This is a genomic window from Xanthomonas phaseoli pv. dieffenbachiae (genome assembly GCF_008639345.1).
GTDB lineage: Bacteria > Pseudomonadota > Gammaproteobacteria > Xanthomonadales > Xanthomonadaceae > Xanthomonas > Xanthomonas phaseoli.
The window spans coordinates 658,558-677,657 of record NZ_CP041380.1 but is presented as its reverse complement, the minus strand read 5'-3'; the positions used below and the strand labels follow the sequence as shown (position 1 = coordinate 677,657).

At 65.9% G+C, this 19,100-nt stretch carries 14 protein-coding genes and 1 pseudogene; 2 read left to right on the top strand and 13 right to left on the bottom strand.

Annotated elements, in window-relative coordinates:
- Positions 1–244: 244 nt before the first annotated feature.
- From lipA to FLG15_RS03080, 4 genes are all read right to left on the bottom strand, one after another.
- On the bottom strand, positions 245–1,258 hold the full coding sequence (gene lipA / locus FLG15_RS03095) for a lipoyl synthase (protein ID WP_008577899.1): 1,014 nt from the start codon (positions 1,256–1,258) through the stop codon (positions 245–247).
- A 15-nt stretch (positions 1,259–1,273) separates the two neighbouring features.
- Positions 1,274–1,972: a lipoyl(octanoyl) transferase LipB gene (lipB, locus tag FLG15_RS03090; protein WP_057678336.1), complete on the bottom strand. Its 699-nt coding sequence runs from the start codon at positions 1,970–1,972 to the stop codon at positions 1,274–1,276.
- The gene (locus FLG15_RS03085) at positions 1,960–2,238 is read right to left on the bottom strand and encodes a YbeD family protein (RefSeq protein WP_008577897.1); all 279 of its coding nucleotides are present in this window, start codon (positions 2,236–2,238) and stop codon (positions 1,960–1,962) included. The genes lipB and FLG15_RS03085 overlap by 13 nt, the downstream gene beginning before the upstream one ends.
- Positions 2,239–2,365: 127 nt before the next feature.
- A complete protein-coding gene (locus FLG15_RS03080) occupies positions 2,366–3,349 on the bottom strand; it encodes a CsgG/HfaB family protein (RefSeq protein WP_057678335.1) in 984 nt (327 codons plus the stop codon).
- A gap of 308 nt (positions 3,350–3,657) precedes the next feature.
- On the opposite strand from FLG15_RS03080, the gene FLG15_RS03075 reads away from it, so the two are divergent.
- Positions 3,658–4,719 (top strand): lipid A deacylase LpxR family protein, encoded by a 1,062-nt coding sequence (locus FLG15_RS03075; protein ID WP_008577896.1) that lies wholly within the window; start codon positions 3,658–3,660, stop codon positions 4,717–4,719.
- A 145-nt stretch (positions 4,720–4,864) separates the two neighbouring features.
- Here FLG15_RS03075 and FLG15_RS03070 read toward each other — a convergent pair whose 3' ends face one another.
- The 9 genes from FLG15_RS03070 to FLG15_RS03030 form a co-directional block, all read right to left on the bottom strand.
- Positions 4,865–6,070: a D-alanyl-D-alanine carboxypeptidase family protein gene (locus tag FLG15_RS03070; RefSeq protein WP_017155354.1), complete on the bottom strand. Its 1,206-nt coding sequence runs from the start codon at positions 6,068–6,070 to the stop codon at positions 4,865–4,867.
- Between the two features lie 500 nt (positions 6,071–6,570).
- A complete protein-coding gene (locus tag FLG15_RS03065) occupies positions 6,571–7,983 on the bottom strand; it encodes a septal ring lytic transglycosylase RlpA family protein (RefSeq protein ID WP_057678334.1) in 1,413 nt (470 codons plus the stop codon).
- Positions 7,980–9,128 carry a lytic murein transglycosylase B gene (mltB, locus tag FLG15_RS03060; RefSeq protein ID WP_150145513.1) on the bottom strand — a complete coding sequence of 383 codons (1,149 nt, stop codon included), beginning with the start codon at positions 9,126–9,128 and terminating at the stop codon, positions 7,980–7,982. Before mltB ends, FLG15_RS03065 begins: the two co-directional genes overlap by 4 nt.
- 559 nt (positions 9,129–9,687) lie before the next feature.
- The gene (locus FLG15_RS03055) at positions 9,688–11,085 is read right to left on the bottom strand and encodes a glycoside hydrolase family 28 protein (RefSeq protein ID WP_057687026.1); all 1,398 of its coding nucleotides are present in this window, start codon (positions 11,083–11,085) and stop codon (positions 9,688–9,690) included.
- 308 nt (positions 11,086–11,393) lie between these two features.
- On the bottom strand, positions 11,394–12,512 hold the full coding sequence (rodA, locus tag FLG15_RS03050; protein ID WP_017155401.1) for a rod shape-determining protein RodA: 1,119 nt from the start codon (positions 12,510–12,512) through the stop codon (positions 11,394–11,396).
- A complete protein-coding gene (mrdA, locus tag FLG15_RS03045; RefSeq protein WP_057679950.1) occupies positions 12,509–14,569 on the bottom strand; it encodes a penicillin-binding protein 2 in 2,061 nt (686 codons plus the stop codon). Before mrdA ends, rodA begins: the two co-directional genes overlap by 4 nt.
- Before the next feature lie 3 nt (positions 14,570–14,572).
- Positions 14,573–15,058, bottom strand: a complete 486-nt coding sequence (gene mreD / locus FLG15_RS03040) for a rod shape-determining protein MreD (RefSeq protein ID WP_005911183.1) — start codon at positions 15,056–15,058, stop codon at positions 14,573–14,575.
- Entirely contained in the window at positions 15,055–16,410 is a 1,356-nt protein-coding gene (mreC, locus tag FLG15_RS03035; RefSeq protein WP_057679951.1) for a rod shape-determining protein MreC, read from the bottom strand. Before mreC ends, mreD begins: the two co-directional genes overlap by 4 nt.
- Before the next feature lie 228 nt (positions 16,411–16,638).
- Complete coding sequence (locus tag FLG15_RS03030; protein ID WP_003482734.1) at positions 16,639–17,685, bottom strand: rod shape-determining protein; 1,047 nt, start codon at positions 17,683–17,685, stop codon at positions 16,639–16,641.
- A gap of 155 nt (positions 17,686–17,840) precedes the next feature.
- Between FLG15_RS03030 and FLG15_RS03025 the strand changes: the two are divergent.
- Positions 17,841–18,892, top strand: a pseudogene (locus tag FLG15_RS03025) (carbohydrate kinase family protein).
- Positions 18,893–19,100 lie beyond the last annotated feature (208 nt).

Below are 19,100 nucleotides of genomic sequence, written 5' to 3'. Positions count from 1 at the left end.
GAACGAGACCGTACCTTGCGGCTGCGCGCCGCATGGGCCAGCGACGACACAGCCCCGCGCGATGCACGGGGCTGTCGTTGCTGGGCATTGCGATGTGGTCGGCGGTAGCACGTCGCGACTGACCGGTCAGTGGTCTACTGGCAACATGCGGGACCGGCCTGCATCGAACACACCCGCGACGCGGGGCGGGTTCCAGCATCGATCGCGCACCCGGCGCGGCAGCCGCCGATCGCCTGTTGCCGACTCAGGCGGCGACGCCGGCGCCTGCAGCCTGCCGATCGGCGTGATACGAGGAACGCACCATCGGGCCGGAGGCGACATGACTGAAGCCCAGCGCGTTGCCGTAGTCTTCCAGCGCCTTGTATTCCTCAGGCGTCCAGTAACGCATCACCGGATGATGGTGTGGCGTCGGCTGCAGATACTGGCCGATGGTGATCATGTCCACGTCGTGTGCGCGCAGGTCGCGTAGCGTGGCCTGCACCTGCTCCATCGTCTCGCCCAGGCCCAGCATGATGCCGGACTTGGTGGCGATGGATGGATGCTGCGCCTTGAAGCGCTGCAACAGCGTCAGCGACCACTGGTAGTCCGCACCGGGGCGCACGTTCGGATACAGGTCCGGCACGGTTTCGATATTGTGATTGAACACGTCCGGCGGGCTCAGCGCCAGGATCTCCAGCGCGCGGTCCATGCGGCCCTTGCCGCGGAAATCCGGGGTCAGGATTTCGATACGCGTGTTGGGCGAACTGGCCCGGATCGCCGAAATGCAGTCGACGAAATGCTGCGCGCCGCCATCGCGTAGATCGTCGCGGTCCACGCTGGTCACGACCACGTACTTCAGCCCCATGTCGGCGACGGTGGCGGCCAGACTGGCCGGCTCGCTCGCGTCGGGCGGCTTGGGCCGGCCGTGTGCCACGTCGCAGAACGAGCAGCGCCGCGTGCACACCTCGCCCAGGATCATGAAGGTCGCGGTGCCGTGGCTGAAGCATTCGTGGATGTTGGGGCAGCTGGCTTCTTCGCACACCGTGACCAGGCGGTTTTCGCGCAGCTTGGCCTTGAGGTTCTGTACCGCATTGCCGGAGGGAATCCGCACCCGGATCCACGACGGCTTGCGCAGCACCGGCGCATCGACGAACTGCACCGGCGAGCGGTTGATCTTGTCGCCACCGATCTGCTTGACGCCGGTCTGCAGCGGCGCAGGCGCGGCGGTGTCGCCGGAGACGACCTGCAAGGGGATGGAACGGGCGATAGGCTGGGTCATGACGATACGGGGCGCTCAGGCCGGAAGCGAAAGGTCGGGCAATGCGGAAACGGGCTGCAGCACGAGGCCGAACTGGCGCGCCAGCTGGTCGAGCAGCACCGCCTTGACGGCGTCCATCCCGGAGGGGCCGCCCAAGTCTAGCACCGAGGTCACCTGCAGGCCCTGGTAGCCACAGGGGTTGATGCGATGGAACGGTTCCAGGTCCATGTCCACGTTGAACGACAACCCGTGGAAGGTGCAGCCACGCCGCACGCGGATCCCGAGCGCGGCGATCTTGGCCCCGCCCACATACACCCCGGGGGCACCGTCGCGGCGCTCGGCCACGATGTTCCACTCATCCAGCGTATCGATCAGCGCCTGCTCGATCTTGCAGACGTAATCGCGCACGCCGATCTTCAGCCGGCGCAGGTCCAGCAACGGGTAAACGACCAACTGGCCGGGACCGTGATACGTGACCTGCCCGCCGCGATCGACCTGCAGCACCGGAATCTCGCCCGGGGCCAGCACATGCTCGGGCTTGCCGGCCTGGCCCAACGTAAACACCGGCGCATGCTCGACCACCCAGACCTCATCGGCCGTGTGCTCATCACGCGCATCGGTGAAACGCTGCATTGCACGCCACACGGGCGCGTAGTCTTGCTGGCCGAGGTCGCGCATTTGCGCAGGCAGCCCAGCCATGGAGCTGCTCACAGGCTCGGCCGCTACAGCGTCCACTTCACTTCCGGATGATCGCGTAGCGCCTGATGTGCGGCCTCGAACTGCTCGCGGCTTTCGGCACGGAAGCCAATCTTGACCGAAACATATTTTCCGCTGGAAGAATGCTTCCAGCTCACGCTTTCTTGCAGCAGTTCCACGCCGGTGGCGGCAAGCAGACGCGGAAGCTCGGTTTCCAGCCCACGCTCGGCCGTGCCCATGGCGCTGAGCTCGAAGGTGCCGGGAAACTGAAAGCCGTGGTCGGGGTTGTCGGTGCTGATATCCATCGCACCATTATCGGGCCGGCGATGGGCAAACCCAAGCCCACCTTGTGCCGAATGCGACAGCGGGACCGCGCGGGCCCCGCTGCGTTACGCCAGTGCGATCAAGCGTGGCGCCAATTGCATCAGCGGCTTACTTGGACAGTTCCAACATGGCCGAGGAGACCCACCCACGGTTGCCCATCTCGTCCTCGACTTCCCACATGACGCCTTCCTTGGTCCCGGTTGGGTACAGCATCATGCCCGGCTCTAGCGTGCGCACGGCCGCACCGGTGCCCTTGGCATTGGCCAGCAGGCGCCCTGCACGAGTGACCGTAACCGCCTGCTGCGTGTTCGACGCCGCCGCATTGCCGGACAGCCCGCCGAGCTGGCTGACGATGTCGGTGTAGGCCTGCAGATATGCCAGCGTGATCACCTGGCCGATCTCGGTATTGGCGTAACCGCCCGCACCGGCCGCGCCGTAGTCGCCGCCACTGAAGACGTTGCCACGCGCGCCCCAGCCCAAATCGGTCTTCTTGGCGTTGCCTTCCGCCATGGCGACCTGTTCGGAGGAACGCACATCGGTGATGGTCAGCACCACGTCAGCGGTCTTCTTGCTGAGGTTCAGGCCACCGACCAGGTTGCCGGCATTGCCGCCCACCAGACCACCCAGCATGCCGGCAATGGCGCTGCCGCCGGCATTGTGGTTCTGCGAAATGAGGTCCGGCGTCATCACATAATCGGCCGCGCGGATCTGTCCCTTGCCCATGTTGGACCGGGCGCGCAGATCGCCATTGGCTGCCATATCGCGCTCGCGCTGCGAGGCCGCCATGCCGGCGCCGCGATCCACCAGGGTGAAGCAGCGCGACTTGTTGACGAACACCTTGATCAACTTGGAAGGCGCCGGCAGCTGCTGGCCAGACCACCAGTTGACCGCATCTTCCGGCTCGATAACCGACAGGCTGCCCAACGACTTGGTGCAGGTCGGGATCTGCGCCACGCCCTCCTTGCGCTGATCTTGCGCGGAGCCCTTGAAGGCGTCCTTGAACCCGGCCGACGCCGGCGCGCTCACGCTGGCCAATGCAATGCCCAGCACGCTGGACAGCACCGCTGCGCCCACAGAAATCGTCTTGCTCATGTTAGTCCCCTAAACACCTGCGCTGCCGTTGGCAAACGCGATCCGTTGGTAATGAATTGGCCTGCGAAGGCCGCCGTTCCTTGGGGCTGGTTCCCCCGCGGCGGATCATATGCTATCGGCGCCAGCTTTTCATGGCGGCAGCGCTTGTCTACTGCGTAGGGCTGTCACTGCCACACAGACACCGCGCACGGATGTGTTCGGCATCTGCTACAGCTCGCTTTCCTCGTGGCAGATGACGTGCGCGTTCACACGGCGCAACAGAAGACGCAGGCATTTTTCCGATTCCAGCTCACCTCCCCAGGCCTTCCATGCTCCGACCGCGCGCGTTGTCTGCTGCCTTGCTGCTTTCTCTTTCCGGGCTGTCGTTGCCGGCCCTGGCGGCGGATCAGTGCGATTCCAGCCGTCTTGGGCGCACGCCGCCTGCGGTGAACTTCCGTGTCGATAACGACTTGTTCGGCGGTGAAGATCAGGACCAGGGATATTCCAACGGTGCGGTGCTGACGCTGGTGTCGCCGAACCTGGTCGATTACACCGACGACCCATGCCTGCCGCGGACTGCGCGGTGGGTCAACAGCTATCTGGAGCGGCTGCACCCGGGCGAGTTCGACCAGCAGAACATGGTGTTCTCGATCGGCCAGGCGATCTTCACTCCGACCGATTACACCCGCCGCGACGTCATCCCGGACGACCGCCCGTATGCCGGCATCCTGCTGGCGAGCTTCGGCTACAACGCGCGTAACGATGCACATCTGCGCACCACGCAGCTGCAGGTCGGCGTCGTCGGCCCGTGGGCGCTTGCGAAGGAAGCGCAGGATGCGATCCACGATGCGCTCGGCGACGAGAAATTCCAGGGCTGGGACAACCAGCTGCACAACGAGCCGCTGATCAACCTGGTGCATGAGCGCATGCATCGCTGGCCGGCCGATGCCAGCGGCAATGCCGGTGGCTTTGGCTGGGATTTCATTTCGCATTGGGGTGGTGCGGTCGGCAACATGGCCACGCACTTGAATGCCGGCGGCGAGGCCCGCTTTGGCTGGAAGCTGCCGGACGACTTCGGCAGCACCCCGACCCGCCCCGCGGGCGAAAACACCGCCCCCAGCCGGCTCGGGCGCGCCAGCGGTTGGTCCGGCCACCTGTTCGTCACCACCGATGCGCGCTGGGTGATCCGCGACATCACGCTGGACGGCAACACCTTCCGCAACAGCCACAGCGTGGACAAGCGCCCGTTCGTCGGCGATGTGGGCTACGGCCTGGCGGTGATGTACGGCCGCTGGAAATTCGCCCTCGCCCGCTACCACCGCACCCGCGAATTCGACACCCAGCGCGAAACGCCGGTGTATGGCAGTTTTACGATCAGTCGGATGCTTTGAGGGGTGGGATTGGGGAGTCGGGATTGGGGATTCGTGGGAGCGGACTGCTGGCGATCCGATGCTGCTCTGGCGGTTACCAATCCCGAATGCCCAATCCCCAATTCCCGCAAGGAAAAAGCCGGCTTTCGCCGGCTTTTTCGTTGGATCACTCCGATTCCCACCACATCCAGAACGCGTCCCAGAGGCGCTTGAAGAATCCGCCCTCTTCGACGGCGTTGATGGCGACCAGCGGGGCCTGCGCGATGACTTTGCCGTCCAGGCTGACCTTCACGGTGCCGACCTGTTGGCCCTGCTTGATCGGTGCCTGCAGGTTCTTGGGCACTTCCATGCTGGGCTTGAGATCGTTGTAGCGGCCGCGCTGCAGGCTGACCAGCAGCGGCTGTGCCACGCCGAGCTGCACTTCGTCCTGCTGGCCCTTCCAGACCTTCTGCTTGGTGACGACCTTGCCGGGCGCGTACAGGCTGTGGGTTTCGAAGAAGCGGAAGCCCCAGTTGAGCAGCGCCAGGCTATCGGTGGCGCGCTGTTCTTCGGAGCTGTCGCCCATGACCACGGCGATCAGGCGCTGATCGCCGCGCTTGGCCGAGCTCAGCAGGCAGTAGCCGGCTTCGGAGGTGTGACCGGTCTTGATGCCGTCCACCGCCGGATCGCGCCACAGCAGCCGGTTACGGTTGCTCTGCTTGATGCTGCCGACCTGGAATTCCTTGATCTTGTTATAGGCGTAGGTCTCCGGGTAATCGCGCACCATCGCGCGGCCCAGCAGGGCCAGGTCGTAGGCGGTGGAGTGATGCCCTTCGGCGCTCAGTCCGTGCGCGTTGACGAAGTACGAATCCTTCATGCCGATCTTGGCGGCGTAGCTGTTCATCAGCGAGGCGAAGGCTTCTTCGCTGCCGGCCACGTGCTCGGCCAGCGCGATGGCGGCATCGTTGCCGGACTGGATCGCCATGCCCTTTTCCATGTCTTCCAGGCGCGCGGTCTGGTTGACCGGGAAGCCGCTGTAGCTGCCGTCGGTGCCGGCGCCGCCTTCGCGCCAGGCGCGTTCGCTCATCATGACCTGATCGTCGCGCTTGACCTTGCCGTTCTTGATCTCGGCGGCGACCACGTAGGAGGTCATCACCTTGGTGATGCTGGCCGGCGCCAGTTGCTGGTGGATGTTTTCACCGGCCAGCACCTGCCCGGTGGCGTAGTCCATCAGGATCCAGGACTTGGACACGGCCGGGGCGGGCGCCGGCGGCACCGGCAAGGCGGCCGGGGCGGCAGCCACGGCAGGAGTCGGCTGCGGCGCAGGTGTCTGGGCGCAGACCAGGCCGAAGGCGAACGTGGCCACGGCAGCGGCGGCGAAGCGGAATTTCATTGAAGAACGACTCCTGACGGGCCCGAAAGCTGGGCAATGCGAAATTGTAAGGCGCCACGGCGATCAGGGCGACGCGTTGCAAGATGCGAGCGCTTGCACAGTTCAGCGATGGCGCCATGCGCGTGGCGCCTGCGGCGCGCTGCCGGAGGCGCCACGCACAGCTTCGGCGTCGCTTGGAGCGACCTTGGAACAGGCGACTGTGGCGCTGAGCGGTTTGCTGGATGCAACAGCGATGGGTCTCGAAATGCACGAGGGGCGTACCAATTCCGGCCGTGCCCGCGCCCGCACTGTGGAGAGGCAATGTCTGCCAACCAATCTGGCGCGTCCCAGCTGTTCCATGACGGCCGGCGCAGCAAGCGCGAGCGCCTGCTGCGTCGTGGCTGATGGGCCAACGCAGTCACCGGCGCGCTGGCGTTCAAGCAAGGTGACCTAGCTGGCGCGCCAGTGACGCATGCGCTCGCGCGCGTCATTGGCTGACGCAGTCACCGACTCGCCCGGCGCTAATTGGCCACGATCTGCGGGCGACCGAAGCCAAGACCGGCGATGCGCTGGGCAATCTCCGAGGCATTTGCGTGGTCGCGTGCATTCACGCGTAGCCGCCACAGCGTGCGCCCGCCACTGACGATGTCGCTGACGCTGGCGCCGGCAATCCCCGCCGAGGCCAGTTGCGACAGTGCGCGATTGGCGTTTTCGCGGCTGGCGAAACTGGCGACCTGCAGCAGGATGTCGCCGAGCGCAGCTTCGGCCGCGCTGGGTGCCTTGGCGGGCGCTGGCTCGGCCTTGAGCGGGCGCGAGGCAGTGGTTTCGGAAGGCTTGACCGCCGCAACCGCCACGGGCGGCGCCGCGGCGGGTACGACGGCAGACGCTGACGCGGCCGGGCGCGGGGCCGTAGCAGCCGGCTTGCCTGTTGCCACGCGCACGCCCTGCGCCTTCATCCAGGCATCGAAGTTGTCGGCATTGCCAGGCTGGCGCGAATCGGCGACGCGATAGCGCCAACGCTCGCCGGCCGCAATGACCGGCGCACCGGCAGTGGATGCAGCGGCAGGTGTGGCAATCGCAGTGCCGGCAGCGGTCGCGGCGGCACGCGGCGGCACGGTGCGGGTAGGCAGACGCTGCACCAGGCCATCGATCTGACTGGCGGCGGCGGCCGGCCGCGCCGTGGCAACGGCGGTATTCACCGCTGCCTGGCCACTGCGGCGCTTGGCGAGCAGGTTGCCGTTGTCGGCTTCGGTCAGGCCGCGGACTTCGACATTGCCGGTGCCCTTGCCGGTGATGCCCAACTTCACCGCAGCAGCGTAGCTCAGATCGATCACACGGCCGTCGTGGAATGGGCCGCGGTCGTTGACGCGTACCACCACCGACTGGCCGGTGTCGGTGTTGGTGACTAGCGCAAAGCTGGGCAGCGGCAAGGTCTTGTGCGCGGCGGTGAAGGCGTACATGTCGTAGACCTCCTTGTTGGAGGTCAGCCGGCCATGGAACTTGTTGCCGTAGTATGAGGCGGTGCCGCGTTCGACATAGTCGCCGGGGTTGTCCATCACCACGTAGCGCTTGCCCAGCACTTCGTAAGGCGAACGATTGCCCACCGCCGAGCGCGGCTCGTTGGTGACCAGAGGCTCGGGGATGCAGGCCACATTGGGCACATGATCGGGCGTGGAGTCTTTCACGCCTGGCTTGTACAAGCCGCCAGCGGTGTAGTCGCCACGCGTGGACGGGTCTTCCTTGGCGGGCGCATACGGCGAGGTGGACGGGCAGCCGGTGGCGACATACGCCGGACCCTTGCCTTCGACCTTCACACCCTTGATCGCGCCGCTGCCGGTGCCGCCGGCAGTCTTCTTCGGTGCACTGCTACAGGCCGCCAGGCCGAGCATCAGCGCCATCGAGATCAGCCACTTGGGGCCTGCAATGCTGTTCATGCCGGGGGTAACTCCTTGCCGGCGATGGCCTCGGACAGCTGGAACACGGCCATCGCATACATCTTGGAAATGTTGTACCGGGTGATCGCGTAGAAGTTCTGGAAGCCCAGCCAGTACTGCTTGCCGTTGGCGTCATCCAGGCTGATCGGAGTGGCGGTGCTGCCGGCCACCACCGGTGCGCTCGGGTGATAGCCGCGTGCCGACAGGTCGGACAGCGTGTACACCGGCGACCAGTCGGCCGGGTTGAATTCTTCGTGCCCGGCGGCCAGCGTGGCCGGGACCGCGACCTGCCCGCCGCGCACCCAGCCGCCCTTCTTGACGAAGTAGTTGGCGATCGAGGCGAACACGTCGTTGTAGTCGGTGAACAGATTGCGCTTGGCGTCGGCATCGCCATCCACGCCGAACTGGCGATAGCTGGACGGCATGAACTGGCCCATGCCCATCGCACCGGCATAGCTGCCGATCAGGGTGGTGACGTCGAGTTGCTCTTCCTTGCCGAGCGCGAACAGCTGGCCGAGCTCATCGCGGAAAAACAGTTCGCGGCGCACTTCGCGTTCGAGCTTGGCCGGGTCGCCGCTGCGCGGATAGCGGAACGCCAGCGTGTACAGCGCGTCCAGCACGCGGTATTTGCCGGCGTTGCTGCCGTAGCTGGTTTCCACGCCGATGATGGCCACGATCACCTGCGCCGGCACGCCGGTGGCAGCCTCCACCTTGCTCAGCTCGGCGCGGTGTTCGGCCAGGAACTTGCGGCCGCCATCAATGCGCGCCTGGGTGATGAACATCGGCCGGTACTCGTTCCACGGCTTGACCCGTTCTGCCGGGCGCGACATCGCCGTGACAATGGCGTCCTTGAACTGCGCCTGCGCCAGGGTCGCTTCGATCTGCGCGGCATCGATGCCGTACCTGGCCGAGGTGTCGCGCACGAAGTTGGCGCGGGCGATCTCGAACGGCACCGGGGCCAGGTCCACTGGCGGAAGCGCGGGCGCCTCGGCGGCAGCGCTGGCCGGCGTGGCTGACGCGACTGGCGCAATCGGCGGCTTGGCCGGCGGCGCGCTGGCAGCCGGTGGCGGGGGCGGAGGGCTGGGCTGGGTCGCGCAGGCGACAAGGCCGAGGGTGAGCAGGCAGGTCAGGGTGCGTCGAATCATCGGCCGAGGGTAACAGACATCAGATGAACTTCTGGCAATAAGGCCATGAAACGCAAAGACTTTGGATCAAGTCAAGGGGTGTTGCAGCAAATTCGGGATTCGGGATTCGGGATTCGGGATTCGGGATTCGGGAATGGGGAATGGGGAATGGGGAATGGGGAATGGGAAGTGGGGAGTGGGATGAGTCGAGGATAGAAACGGAGTTTTACGTTTACGGTTGAGGCTGCACCCAGCGTCAGACTTGGGAAGTTGCTGTGGGCCATGGCCAAGACCGGGTCGTATGGTTTGGCTTAGGCCGATGCCGGGCCGTGCGATTGGCTCTGGCTGGATGATGGGCAGAACCTGGAACGGCAACTCGTCAGCGCGGTCGTCGCCTGCGCTCGTCTAGTTCAGGCAGCGACGGCTCGTCTCACGCACGCTAATCGTGCAGCTGCAGGGCAGCTGCGCATGCGGGGTGGATTGGCGGAAGACGCGTTCGCAACTGCGCCACCTCGGCGGGTGCAGCGCTGCGCGGTAGCCGCCGGTCGGACGCGGCCGTTGGAGGGCCGCGCCGGGTGTCTCACAGTGCCGGGAAGCGGGGAGCGCCCGAGCAGGTGGGGATCGCGCCACTGACCTGTACCGGGCCGGTGGTGACTCCGGTGCCGGTCGGTGTCAGCGCGCTGTTGCTGAGCCCGATCTGCGCATTGCTGGCGGTCACCGTCACCGAGGTGCTTCCGATGGCCACATTGGCCAGCACCAGATCCAGCGGTGTCTGCGCATCGTAGCCGCGCAGGATCCATCCCTTGCCGCCGGCATCGTTGGCGCTGCGCAATCCATCCACGACGATGGCGCTGAAGGTCGGCGTGGTACCGCTGCTGCCGCTGGCATAGAACGGGTTGATCACCACCGGGCTGGTCACCCCGTACAGGCAGGTGTTGCGATAAGTCACCTGGCTGACCGGCCCGCCCTTGACGATGCTGGTCTTGATGCGCAGGCCATTGTTGTCGGTGCTGCGGTTACCTGCATCGTCGGTGGACACCAGCGCATTGTTGTCCACCAGCACGTTGCTGACGCCGGACATCACTTCGCTGCCGATCGAGATGCCATGCGTGCCATAGCAGCGGCTGTTGCGCACGGTGATGTTGGCCGACCTGGAGGCAATGGTCTTGATCGCCACGCAGTCGTCGCCGCCCATCACGTCGCTGTCGTGGATGGTGGCGTTGACCACGCTGTCCAGATCCAGGCCGTCGGTATTGGGGCTGCTGGCGGGCGATTTGACCCGCACGCCCCAGACGGTGAGGCCATTGACGATATGCGAGAAGAAATGGAAGTACGCCGCATTGATCAGGTTGACGTCGTAGAGCGTGAACTCGCTGGAATTCTGCACCTTGATCAGGTCCGGGCTGTTCTGCACTTGGTTGGCCTTTTTGGCGTTTTCGCCGAACTCCCACCAGGTGGTGCTCTTGCCCAGCATGGTCTGATCGCCGCGCCCATCGATGGTGCCCTGCCGCCCGCCGGTGCGGATGCCCATCACGCCTGCATTGCTGCCCTTGACGCTGATCAACGGCAGGCAAGCCCCGCTCTTGGAACCGGCAGTGCCGCAACCGCTACCGTAGTCGGCCGGGTTGCGCGAGCCGTATAAGGTGACGCCCTGGTCGATGACCAGGGTGACGTTGGCCGGGATGGACAACGGCCCGGTCAGAAACGCGTTGCCTCTGCCGCTGGTCAACAGCACGCTTCCGTTCTTGCAGGCGTTGAGCGCGGCCTGGATGGCCTTGGTATCAGGGGGCGCGCTTTCCAGCGCGGCGTCGAATTGCCGCCCGGCCGGCGTCTGGCTGGCCTTCAAGGACGGCTGGCAAGTGGCGGGAATCGCCGGTTGCGCGACCGCGCGCGTATCGCCGGTAGCAAACGTAACGGCGCCGGCTTGCGCACAGAGCGATAAACAGACACCGCCGATGGCGGCGGTTAGCAGTTTCATGGAAGAGATCACCCGAAAAAGGAATGGCACGCGCTTGTTCAGGCGACTCGGTGCAGCCGCCAACGCTGCAATGGAGTGGCTGACTCTACGGAGCACTGTCCGTGCATGCAGAGCGCACGCGAACCCGGCGCCACACGAACGAAGCAAGCCTACGCCGGTGTATCGGCGTTGCAAGGAGCTACAACGCTCGACGATTTGTTCAGATTGGATCGCTTGCGCTTGGCTCCCCAAATAAGCGCTGCCAATCAGTTCCAGTTGCCGTCTCCGCACCTACCGCCTTATGCGTTGACCCACGCAATCGGCACGCCTCAGTAACCATGCACCGGGCGATGCGACTTCACCGCCATCACCAGCCCCAGACCGGCCAGCAACGACACCGCCGAGGTGCCGCCGTAGCTCATCAGCGGCATCGGCACGCCCACCACCGGTAGCAGGCCGGAAATCATGCCGCCGTTGACCAGCACGTAGACGAAGAACGCCAGGCCGGTGGCGCCGGCAACCAGGCGCGAATAAGTGTCGCGCGCCTGCGAGGCGATCCACAGGCAGCGGCCGATGACGATCAGGTACAAGGTCAGCACGGTGGCGACGCCGATCCAGCCGAATTCTTCGCTGAGCACCGAGAACGCAAAGTCGGTGGTCTGTTCGGGAATGAAGTTCAGGTGCGATTGCGAGCCCAGGCCCCAGCCCTTGCCGTTCAACCCGCCCGAGCCAATCGCGATCTTGGACTGGATGATGTTCCAGCCCGCGCCAAGCGCGTCGTTCTCGGGGTTGAGGAACATCATGATGCGGTCCTTCTGGTACGGCCGCAGCAGCCAGAACCACGCCACCGGCGCAGCCGCAGACACACCGCCCACACCCACGGCCACCCACCACCACGGCAGGCCGGCCAGCAGCAGCACGAACACGCCGCTGGCAGCAATCAACACACCGGTGCCGAAGTCCGGCTGCAGCATGATCAACGCGGTGGGTACGCCGATAATCACGCCGGTCACCAGCACGGTGGAAATGCGCGGCGGCAGCGGCATGCGGTGCAGATACCAGGCCGCCATCATCGGCAAGCTGATCTTGAGCAGCTCGGCCGGCTGCAGGTAGAACACTTTCAGGTCCAGCCACTGCCGGCCGTACTTACCGGTGCCCAGCGCGAAGACCGCCAGCAGCGGCAGCATCGACAAGCCGTACACCCACGGCGTCCAGGCGCGCAGGCGCAGCACCGACATGCGCGAAATACCCCACATCGCCGCCGCCCCGATGATGAAGCGGATGCCCTGCGCCAGCATCAGATGCTCGCCATTGGCAGTGCCGCCGGCGCTCTTGAGCACCGACAGGCCGATGGCCATCAGCCCCCCCAGCGCCAGGCACAGCACCCAGTCCAGGCTGCGCGTAAAGCGCGCGGCCATGTCCACCAACCAGCGCAGGATGTCGCTCAATGGTCGGTCTCCTGCACCGCGTCCGGCACATCCGGCACGACCGGTTGCGCGGGGGTGTTGGGGTCCAGCGCAACGGCGCTGTGGCCGATCACCACCGGCAGTTCGTCCAGCGTGGCAGCGGCCGCGTCGCCGGCTGCGCGCGCGTCGGTGACGCCGGCTTCGAACTGGTTGACACCTACGGCGGTCATGCCGAGCTCGCTGTCCAGCGGCTCCAGACCGGCGGGCATCTTGCCCAGCAGCCAGGCATCGAAGATCTTGCGTGCGATCGGCGCTGCCGAGCTGGTGCCGAAACCGCCGCCTTCCACCGCCACCGCCACCGCGATGACTGGATTGTCGGCCGGCGCGAAACCGACGAACAGGCCGCGGTGACGCAGGTGCAACGGCAGGCTGCGCGGGTCCACCGCCGCCACGCCCTTGCGGCTGACCACCTGCGCGGTGCCGGTCTTGCCGGCCATCTGGTACGGCGCACCCGGGGTGATCGCATAGCCGGTACCGCCGGGCCGCATGGTGTCCATCATGCCCTCGCGTACCACCTGCAGATGCGCCGGGCTCTGGCTGATCGGCTTGCCGGGCGGCTGGATCATCGGCTCCCAGGGATGATCGAAACCGGTACGCTCTTCCAGCACCAGGTGCGGGCGCAGCAGCAAACCGCTGGCGATCGCCGAGACGCCGCGCACCAGCTGCAGCGGCGTGACCTTCCAGTCGCCCTGGCCGATGGCGATGTTGACGGTGTCGCCCGGATACCAGCGCTCCTTGCGCGTCTTGTACTTGTAGGCCGGCGACGGCAGGATGCCGCCGATTTCTCCCAGCAGGTCCACCCCGGTGGGCTGGCCGAAGCCGTATTCGCCCATGTAGTGGTCGAAGCGCTCGATGCCCATGTCCACCGCCAGGCGGTAGTAATAGGTGTTGACCGATTGGGCGATCGACTTGCGCAGGTCGGTCCAGCCGTGGCCGCCGCGGTGCGAGTCGCCCCAGCCGCGGCTGACGCCGGGAAGATAGAACATGCCGGTAGACAGCACCCGGTCTTCCGGCCGGCGCAGGCCGCTATCCAGGCCGGCCAACGCGATCAGCGGCTTGAGCGTGGACCCTGGCGCCACCCCGCCGAGCACCAGCCGGTTGAACTGCGGCCGCGACGGGTTGTCGTTGAGCATCTTGAAATCGGTATGCGAGATGCCGTTGACGAACAGGTTGGGGTCGTAGCTGGGCAGGCTGACCATGCCCAGGATCTCGCCGGTGCGCGGGTCCATCGCGATCGCCGCCCCTTCGTGCTCGCCAAAGGCGGCCACCATCGCGCGCTGCAGGTCGGCGTCTACCGACAGCCGCAGATCCGCACCGGACTGCGGCGCGACCCGGCCGACGGTGCGGATGGCACGGCCCTGGACATTGGTTTCGACCTGCTCGTAACCGACTTGCCCGCGCAGATCCTGCTCGTAGTAGCGCTCCAGTCCGGATTTGCCCATGTGGGTGAGCGCAGCATTGCCCTCGCCCAGCACCGCCAGGTCTTTTTCGTCGATGCGGCCCACATAGCCGATGATGTGCGCGAACAACGGCCCGTAGGGATAACGCCGGGTCAGGTACGGCTCCAGCTCCACGCCGGGAAAGCGCCAGCGCTCCACCGCGAACCGTGCCATTTCTTCATCGCTCATGCGCAGCTTGAGCGTCACCGGCAGGAAGCTGCGGCGCGCGCGGCGCTCGCGGTTGAAGCGCTCCAGATCCTCCGGCGCGATCGGGATCACCTTGCCCAGCGCGTCCAGCATGGCGTTCATGTCGGCGACCTTGTCGGGGGTCACGTCCAGACGAAACGCCGGCACGTTTTCGGCCAGCAGCCGGCCGGTGCGGTCGTAGATCATGCCGCGCCCGGGCACCACCGGTTTGGGCTTGATGCGGTTGGCCTCCGAGCGCGTGGCGTAGACCTCGTGGTCGAGCACCTGCAATTTGAAATACCAGCCGCCCAGGCCCACCAGGCAGATCACCACCATCGCAAAGCCCAGCACCGCGCGGCGGCGGAACTGTTCGGCCTCCGCATGCGGATTCTTGGGATGACGGCGCCCGTGCATGGCTTACTTTTTGCCCCGCTTGCCCAGCCGCACCGCATCCAGCACCACGAACAACGGCGGCCACAGCGCCATGCCCAGCAGCGGCGCCCACCAGTAGCTCCAGGGCAGGGTCGGCTCGCCTACGGCCAGGTGCACCGCCGAAGACACGATGCGGTCGTTGAGCAATAGCCCACCAATGGCCAGCGCCTGCTGCGAGACCGGGAAAAAACGCATGCGCGCGCGGAAGCGCTGCAGGATGAAGGTCATGATCACCAGCCGCAGCGCCTGTTCGCCGAGCAGCCCGCCATACAGCAGGTCGGCCAGCACGCCGGCCACGAAGGCCAGGCCCAGCCCGACCCGGTCCGGCTCCTCGATCACCCAGTACGCCAGCACCAACGCCAGCCAGTAAGGCCGCAGCGGCTGCACCACCATCGGCAACGGCAGCAGGCCCAGGACCAGCGCAATGAAGATGCTCGCTGGCAGGATCCAGGTGTTGCGCATGCGGGTCATTGGTCCGTCTCCTGCGGAGCCGGACGGGAATCGGGAATCGGGAGTCGGGAATCGGCAGGAGCGGTGCTCCGCGACGGTGAGGCGTTGCGGTTACCTGTTCCCGATTGTTCATTTACCGCCGCCCGCGAGCCCTGCGTTGACGCCGGGCGGGAATCGGAAGTCTGGGGTCGGGAATCGTTAGAGGCAGCGCCACGCGTCGGTGCGGTAGTTGGCGCCCGACCCGCTGGCGCTGGCGCGCTGCTGCCGTTCCTAGTTCCCGAGTCGCCGGTCCCTACCCCTGCTGGCTGCGCGCCTGAGGCGCCGGACGCGGCAGGTGCCGGCGTCGGTTGCGAGCGGGGTGCGGTCCCGATGCCCGCTGTCGTACGGGCCGGATCGACCACTGCGTTGGAGCCATCGGCCGCCGGAGTGCGCGGTGTCGCGGTCACCGGCGCATTCACTGACGCAGCGGCGTTGCCGTTGCCGTTGCCATTCCCCATTCCCGATTCCCCATTCTCGGCCCCGGGCACGACGCGCAACGGCTTTCCGGCACGCAGCAGCAACACATCGCGGCCACGATCGAGCTTGGCGGCCGGGGTCAGTTCGCCGACCAGGAAGGCGTGGGTATCGTCGGGATGCAATTCGGAGACCTTGCCGACCGGGAAGCCGGCCGGGAAGCGGCCACCCAGGCCCGAGGTGACGATTTCATCGCCCACCTGCACGCCGGCACTGAGCGGGATGTCGCGCAGTTCCAGGCGGTCGCCGCGCCCGTAGACGATCAGCCGCACGCCATTGCGCGCCACGCTGACCGGCACCGCGTGGTCGGGGTCGGTGAGCAGCAACACGGTGGAATGCAGCGGAGTGACTTCGATCACCTGCCCCATCAGGCCGCCAGCGTCGATCACCGCCTGGCCCAGCACCACCCCTTCGCGGCTGCCGGCGTCCAGCAGCAGGCGTTGGCGCGTCGGATCCAGATCGATGTTCAGGATTGGCGCCAGTTGCACATCCAGGCCGCGGCGCTCGGCCACGTTGAGCAGTTCGCGCAGTTGCGCGTTGTCCAGGGCCGCAGTCTGCAACCGGGTCAGGCGCGCATTGGCGACCAACAGCTGATTGCGCAGATCCCGGGTCTCTTCCACCAGTTGCGCATGCGTTGCGGCGTTGTCGCGCACCTGCGAGCCGATGCGTCCCGGCAGCCCGGCCACCGCCCAGATCGGCTGGATCAACAGATTGGCCTGCATGCGGACCTGGCTCAGCCAACCACCGCGGCTATCGAGCGCGATCAGCACCACCGCCAGCACCAGATAGACCAGCAGCCGCAGCGTGGAGGTGACTTCGCCCGGACGGGAGGCGACGGGAGGACCGGCGTAGGAGGGCACTGTCAGGGCCGGGAATGGGGAATCGAGAATGGGGAATCGAGAATGGGGAATCGAGAATGGGGAATCGAGAATGGGGAATCGAGAATGGGGAATCGGGAAGCAGTCGGCTGTCCCCGAGACGATTGAGGCGAAAACTCACAGGGGCGGGATCGCGTCGCAACCGCTCAGGGCCGTAGGCGGGGAATGCCTTCATGATTCCCCATTCCCGATTCCCCATTCCCAGCTCCATTACTCCGGCGCGAAGAACTCATTGCCATGCATGTCCACCAACTCCAGCGCACGGCCGCCGCCGCGGGCCACGCAGGTGAGCGGGTCGTCGGCCACCTGCACGTGCAGGCCGGTTTCTTCGGAGATCAGGCGGTCCAGGTCGCGCAGCAGCGCGCCGCCACCGGTGAGCACGATGCCGCGCTCGGCGACGTCGGCGCACAGTTCCGGCGGGGTCTGCTCCAGCGCCAGCTTCACTGCCGAGACGATGCCCGACAACGGCTCGTGCAGCGCTTCGAGCACTTCGTTGGAGTTGATCTTGATCATCTTCGGCACGCCCTCGGCGAGGTTACGGCCGGAGATTTCCATCTCCTGCACCTCGTCCTGCGGGTAGGCGCAGCCGATCTGCAGCTTGATGCGCTCGGCCGTGGCTTCACCGATCAGCATGCCGTGGTTACGCCGCACGTAGTTGGTGATCGACTCGTCGAAACGGTCGCCACCCACACGCACCGACTGCGAATACACGATGCCGTTGAGCGAGATCACCGCCACTTCGGTGGTGCCGCCGCCGATGTCGATGACCATCGAACCGCGCGCCTCGGTCACCGGCATGCCGGCGCCGATCGCTGCCGCCATCGGCTCTTCGATCAGGTAGACATCGCGCGCACCGGCCTCTTCCGCGGATTCCTTGATGGCGCGGCGCTCGACCTGCGTGGAGCCAGCCGGCACGCACACCAGCACGCGCGGGCTGGGGCGCAGGAAGCGCGATTTATGCACCTTCTTGATGAAGTGCTTCAGCATCGCCTCGGTGTAGGTGAAGTCGGCGATGACGCCGTCCTTCATCGGACGGATGGTGGTGATGTGGCCGGGGGTACGGCCGAGCATCTGCTTGGCCTCCGCACCGACTGCAGCGACCGAGCGGGTGCCGCCGATTGCACGATCCTGACGCACCGCAACCACCGACGGCTCGTTCAGCACGATGCCCTGTCCGCGCACGTAGATCAGCGTATTGGCCGTGCCCAGATCGATGGACAGGTCGTTGGAGAACATGCCGCGGAGTTTCTTGAACATCGAGGGAGTCGTTCCTGGGTAAGTCGCGTGCCCGCCGCCAGACTGGCGAAATTTTGGGCAGAAAACGAAGTCGGCTAGCCTAGCAATCCCCCCCGGGGTGAGCAAGGAAAAATCGGCGATTTCGCCCCCGTTTTCATGTGGCGGTCACGCCGGCCATGGCATGCGGTTCTGGCCCTGATCGGCCGCAGCCGTTACCCTTTGCGCCGCGGCGCACGCGCCGTCCCGCTGCCATGCCCGGCAATTGGCGGGTTTTCCCAACGCAAAGGCCCGACTCGATGTCCGCACTGATCTGTGGTTCCCTCGCCTACGACACCATCATGGTGTTTCCGGACCAGTTCAAGAACCACATCCTGCCGGACAAGGTGCACATCCTGAATGTGTCGTTCCTGGTGCCGCGCATGCGCCGCGAGTTCGGCGGCTGCGCCGGCAACATCGCCTACAACCTGCATCTGCTCGGTGGCGCGCCGATCCCGATGGGCACGGTCGGCCAGGATTTCGGCCCGTACCGCGAACACTTCGAAACGCTGGGCATCGACCTGTCGCGGGTGAAGATCATCGAGGACCTGTTCACCCCGCAGGCGTTCATTACCACCGACCACGACAACAACCAGATCACCGCCTTCCATCCGGGCGCGATGATGCGCAGCTACGAAAACCACGTGAAGGATGTGCCGGGCGTGAGCCTGGGCCTGGTCGGCCCGGACGGGCGCGAAGGCATGATCCAGAACGCGGAAGAGTTCGCTGCCGGCGGCATTCCTTTCATTTTCGACCCCGGCCAGGCAATGCCCTTGTTCAACGGCCCGGAGCTGCGCCAGTTCATCGAACAGGCGCAGTACGTGGTGGTCAACGACTACGAGTCGAACCTGTTGCAGAGCGCACCGGCTGGGACGAAAAAGACATCGTCTCGCGCGTGCAGGCCTACATCACCACGCAGGGCCCGAAGGGCGCGCTGGTGCATACGCCGGAAAAAACCTACGACATTCCGCCGGCGCACGAGCGCCGCGTGGTGGATCCGACCGGCTGCGGCGATGCATTCCGCGCCGGGCTGATCTACGGCATCCAGGGCGGCTACGACTGGCTGACCATCGGCCGCATGGGCAACCTGATGGGGGCGCTGAAAGTGGAACACCCGGGCACCCAGAACCAGCGCTTCGACTTCGCCGAGTTCAACGACCAGTTCAAGCAGCAGTTCGGCTACGCGTTGTAACGCCGACCGGGCGCCCTGCTTCGCTTGCCGAGGCGCTGACGAGGGAATAGGCTCGTCGGGTTCGCGTCAATGGAGGATGCCATGGGAAATGTGTGTGTTCCGTCCAGCGGAAACCTGACCCAGGCGAACAACGCTGTCCGCCTTTGCCTGGCGCTGTGCATCGCCACCTTGTGCGGATGCGGCAACGCCGGGCAGCCATCTTCCCCCG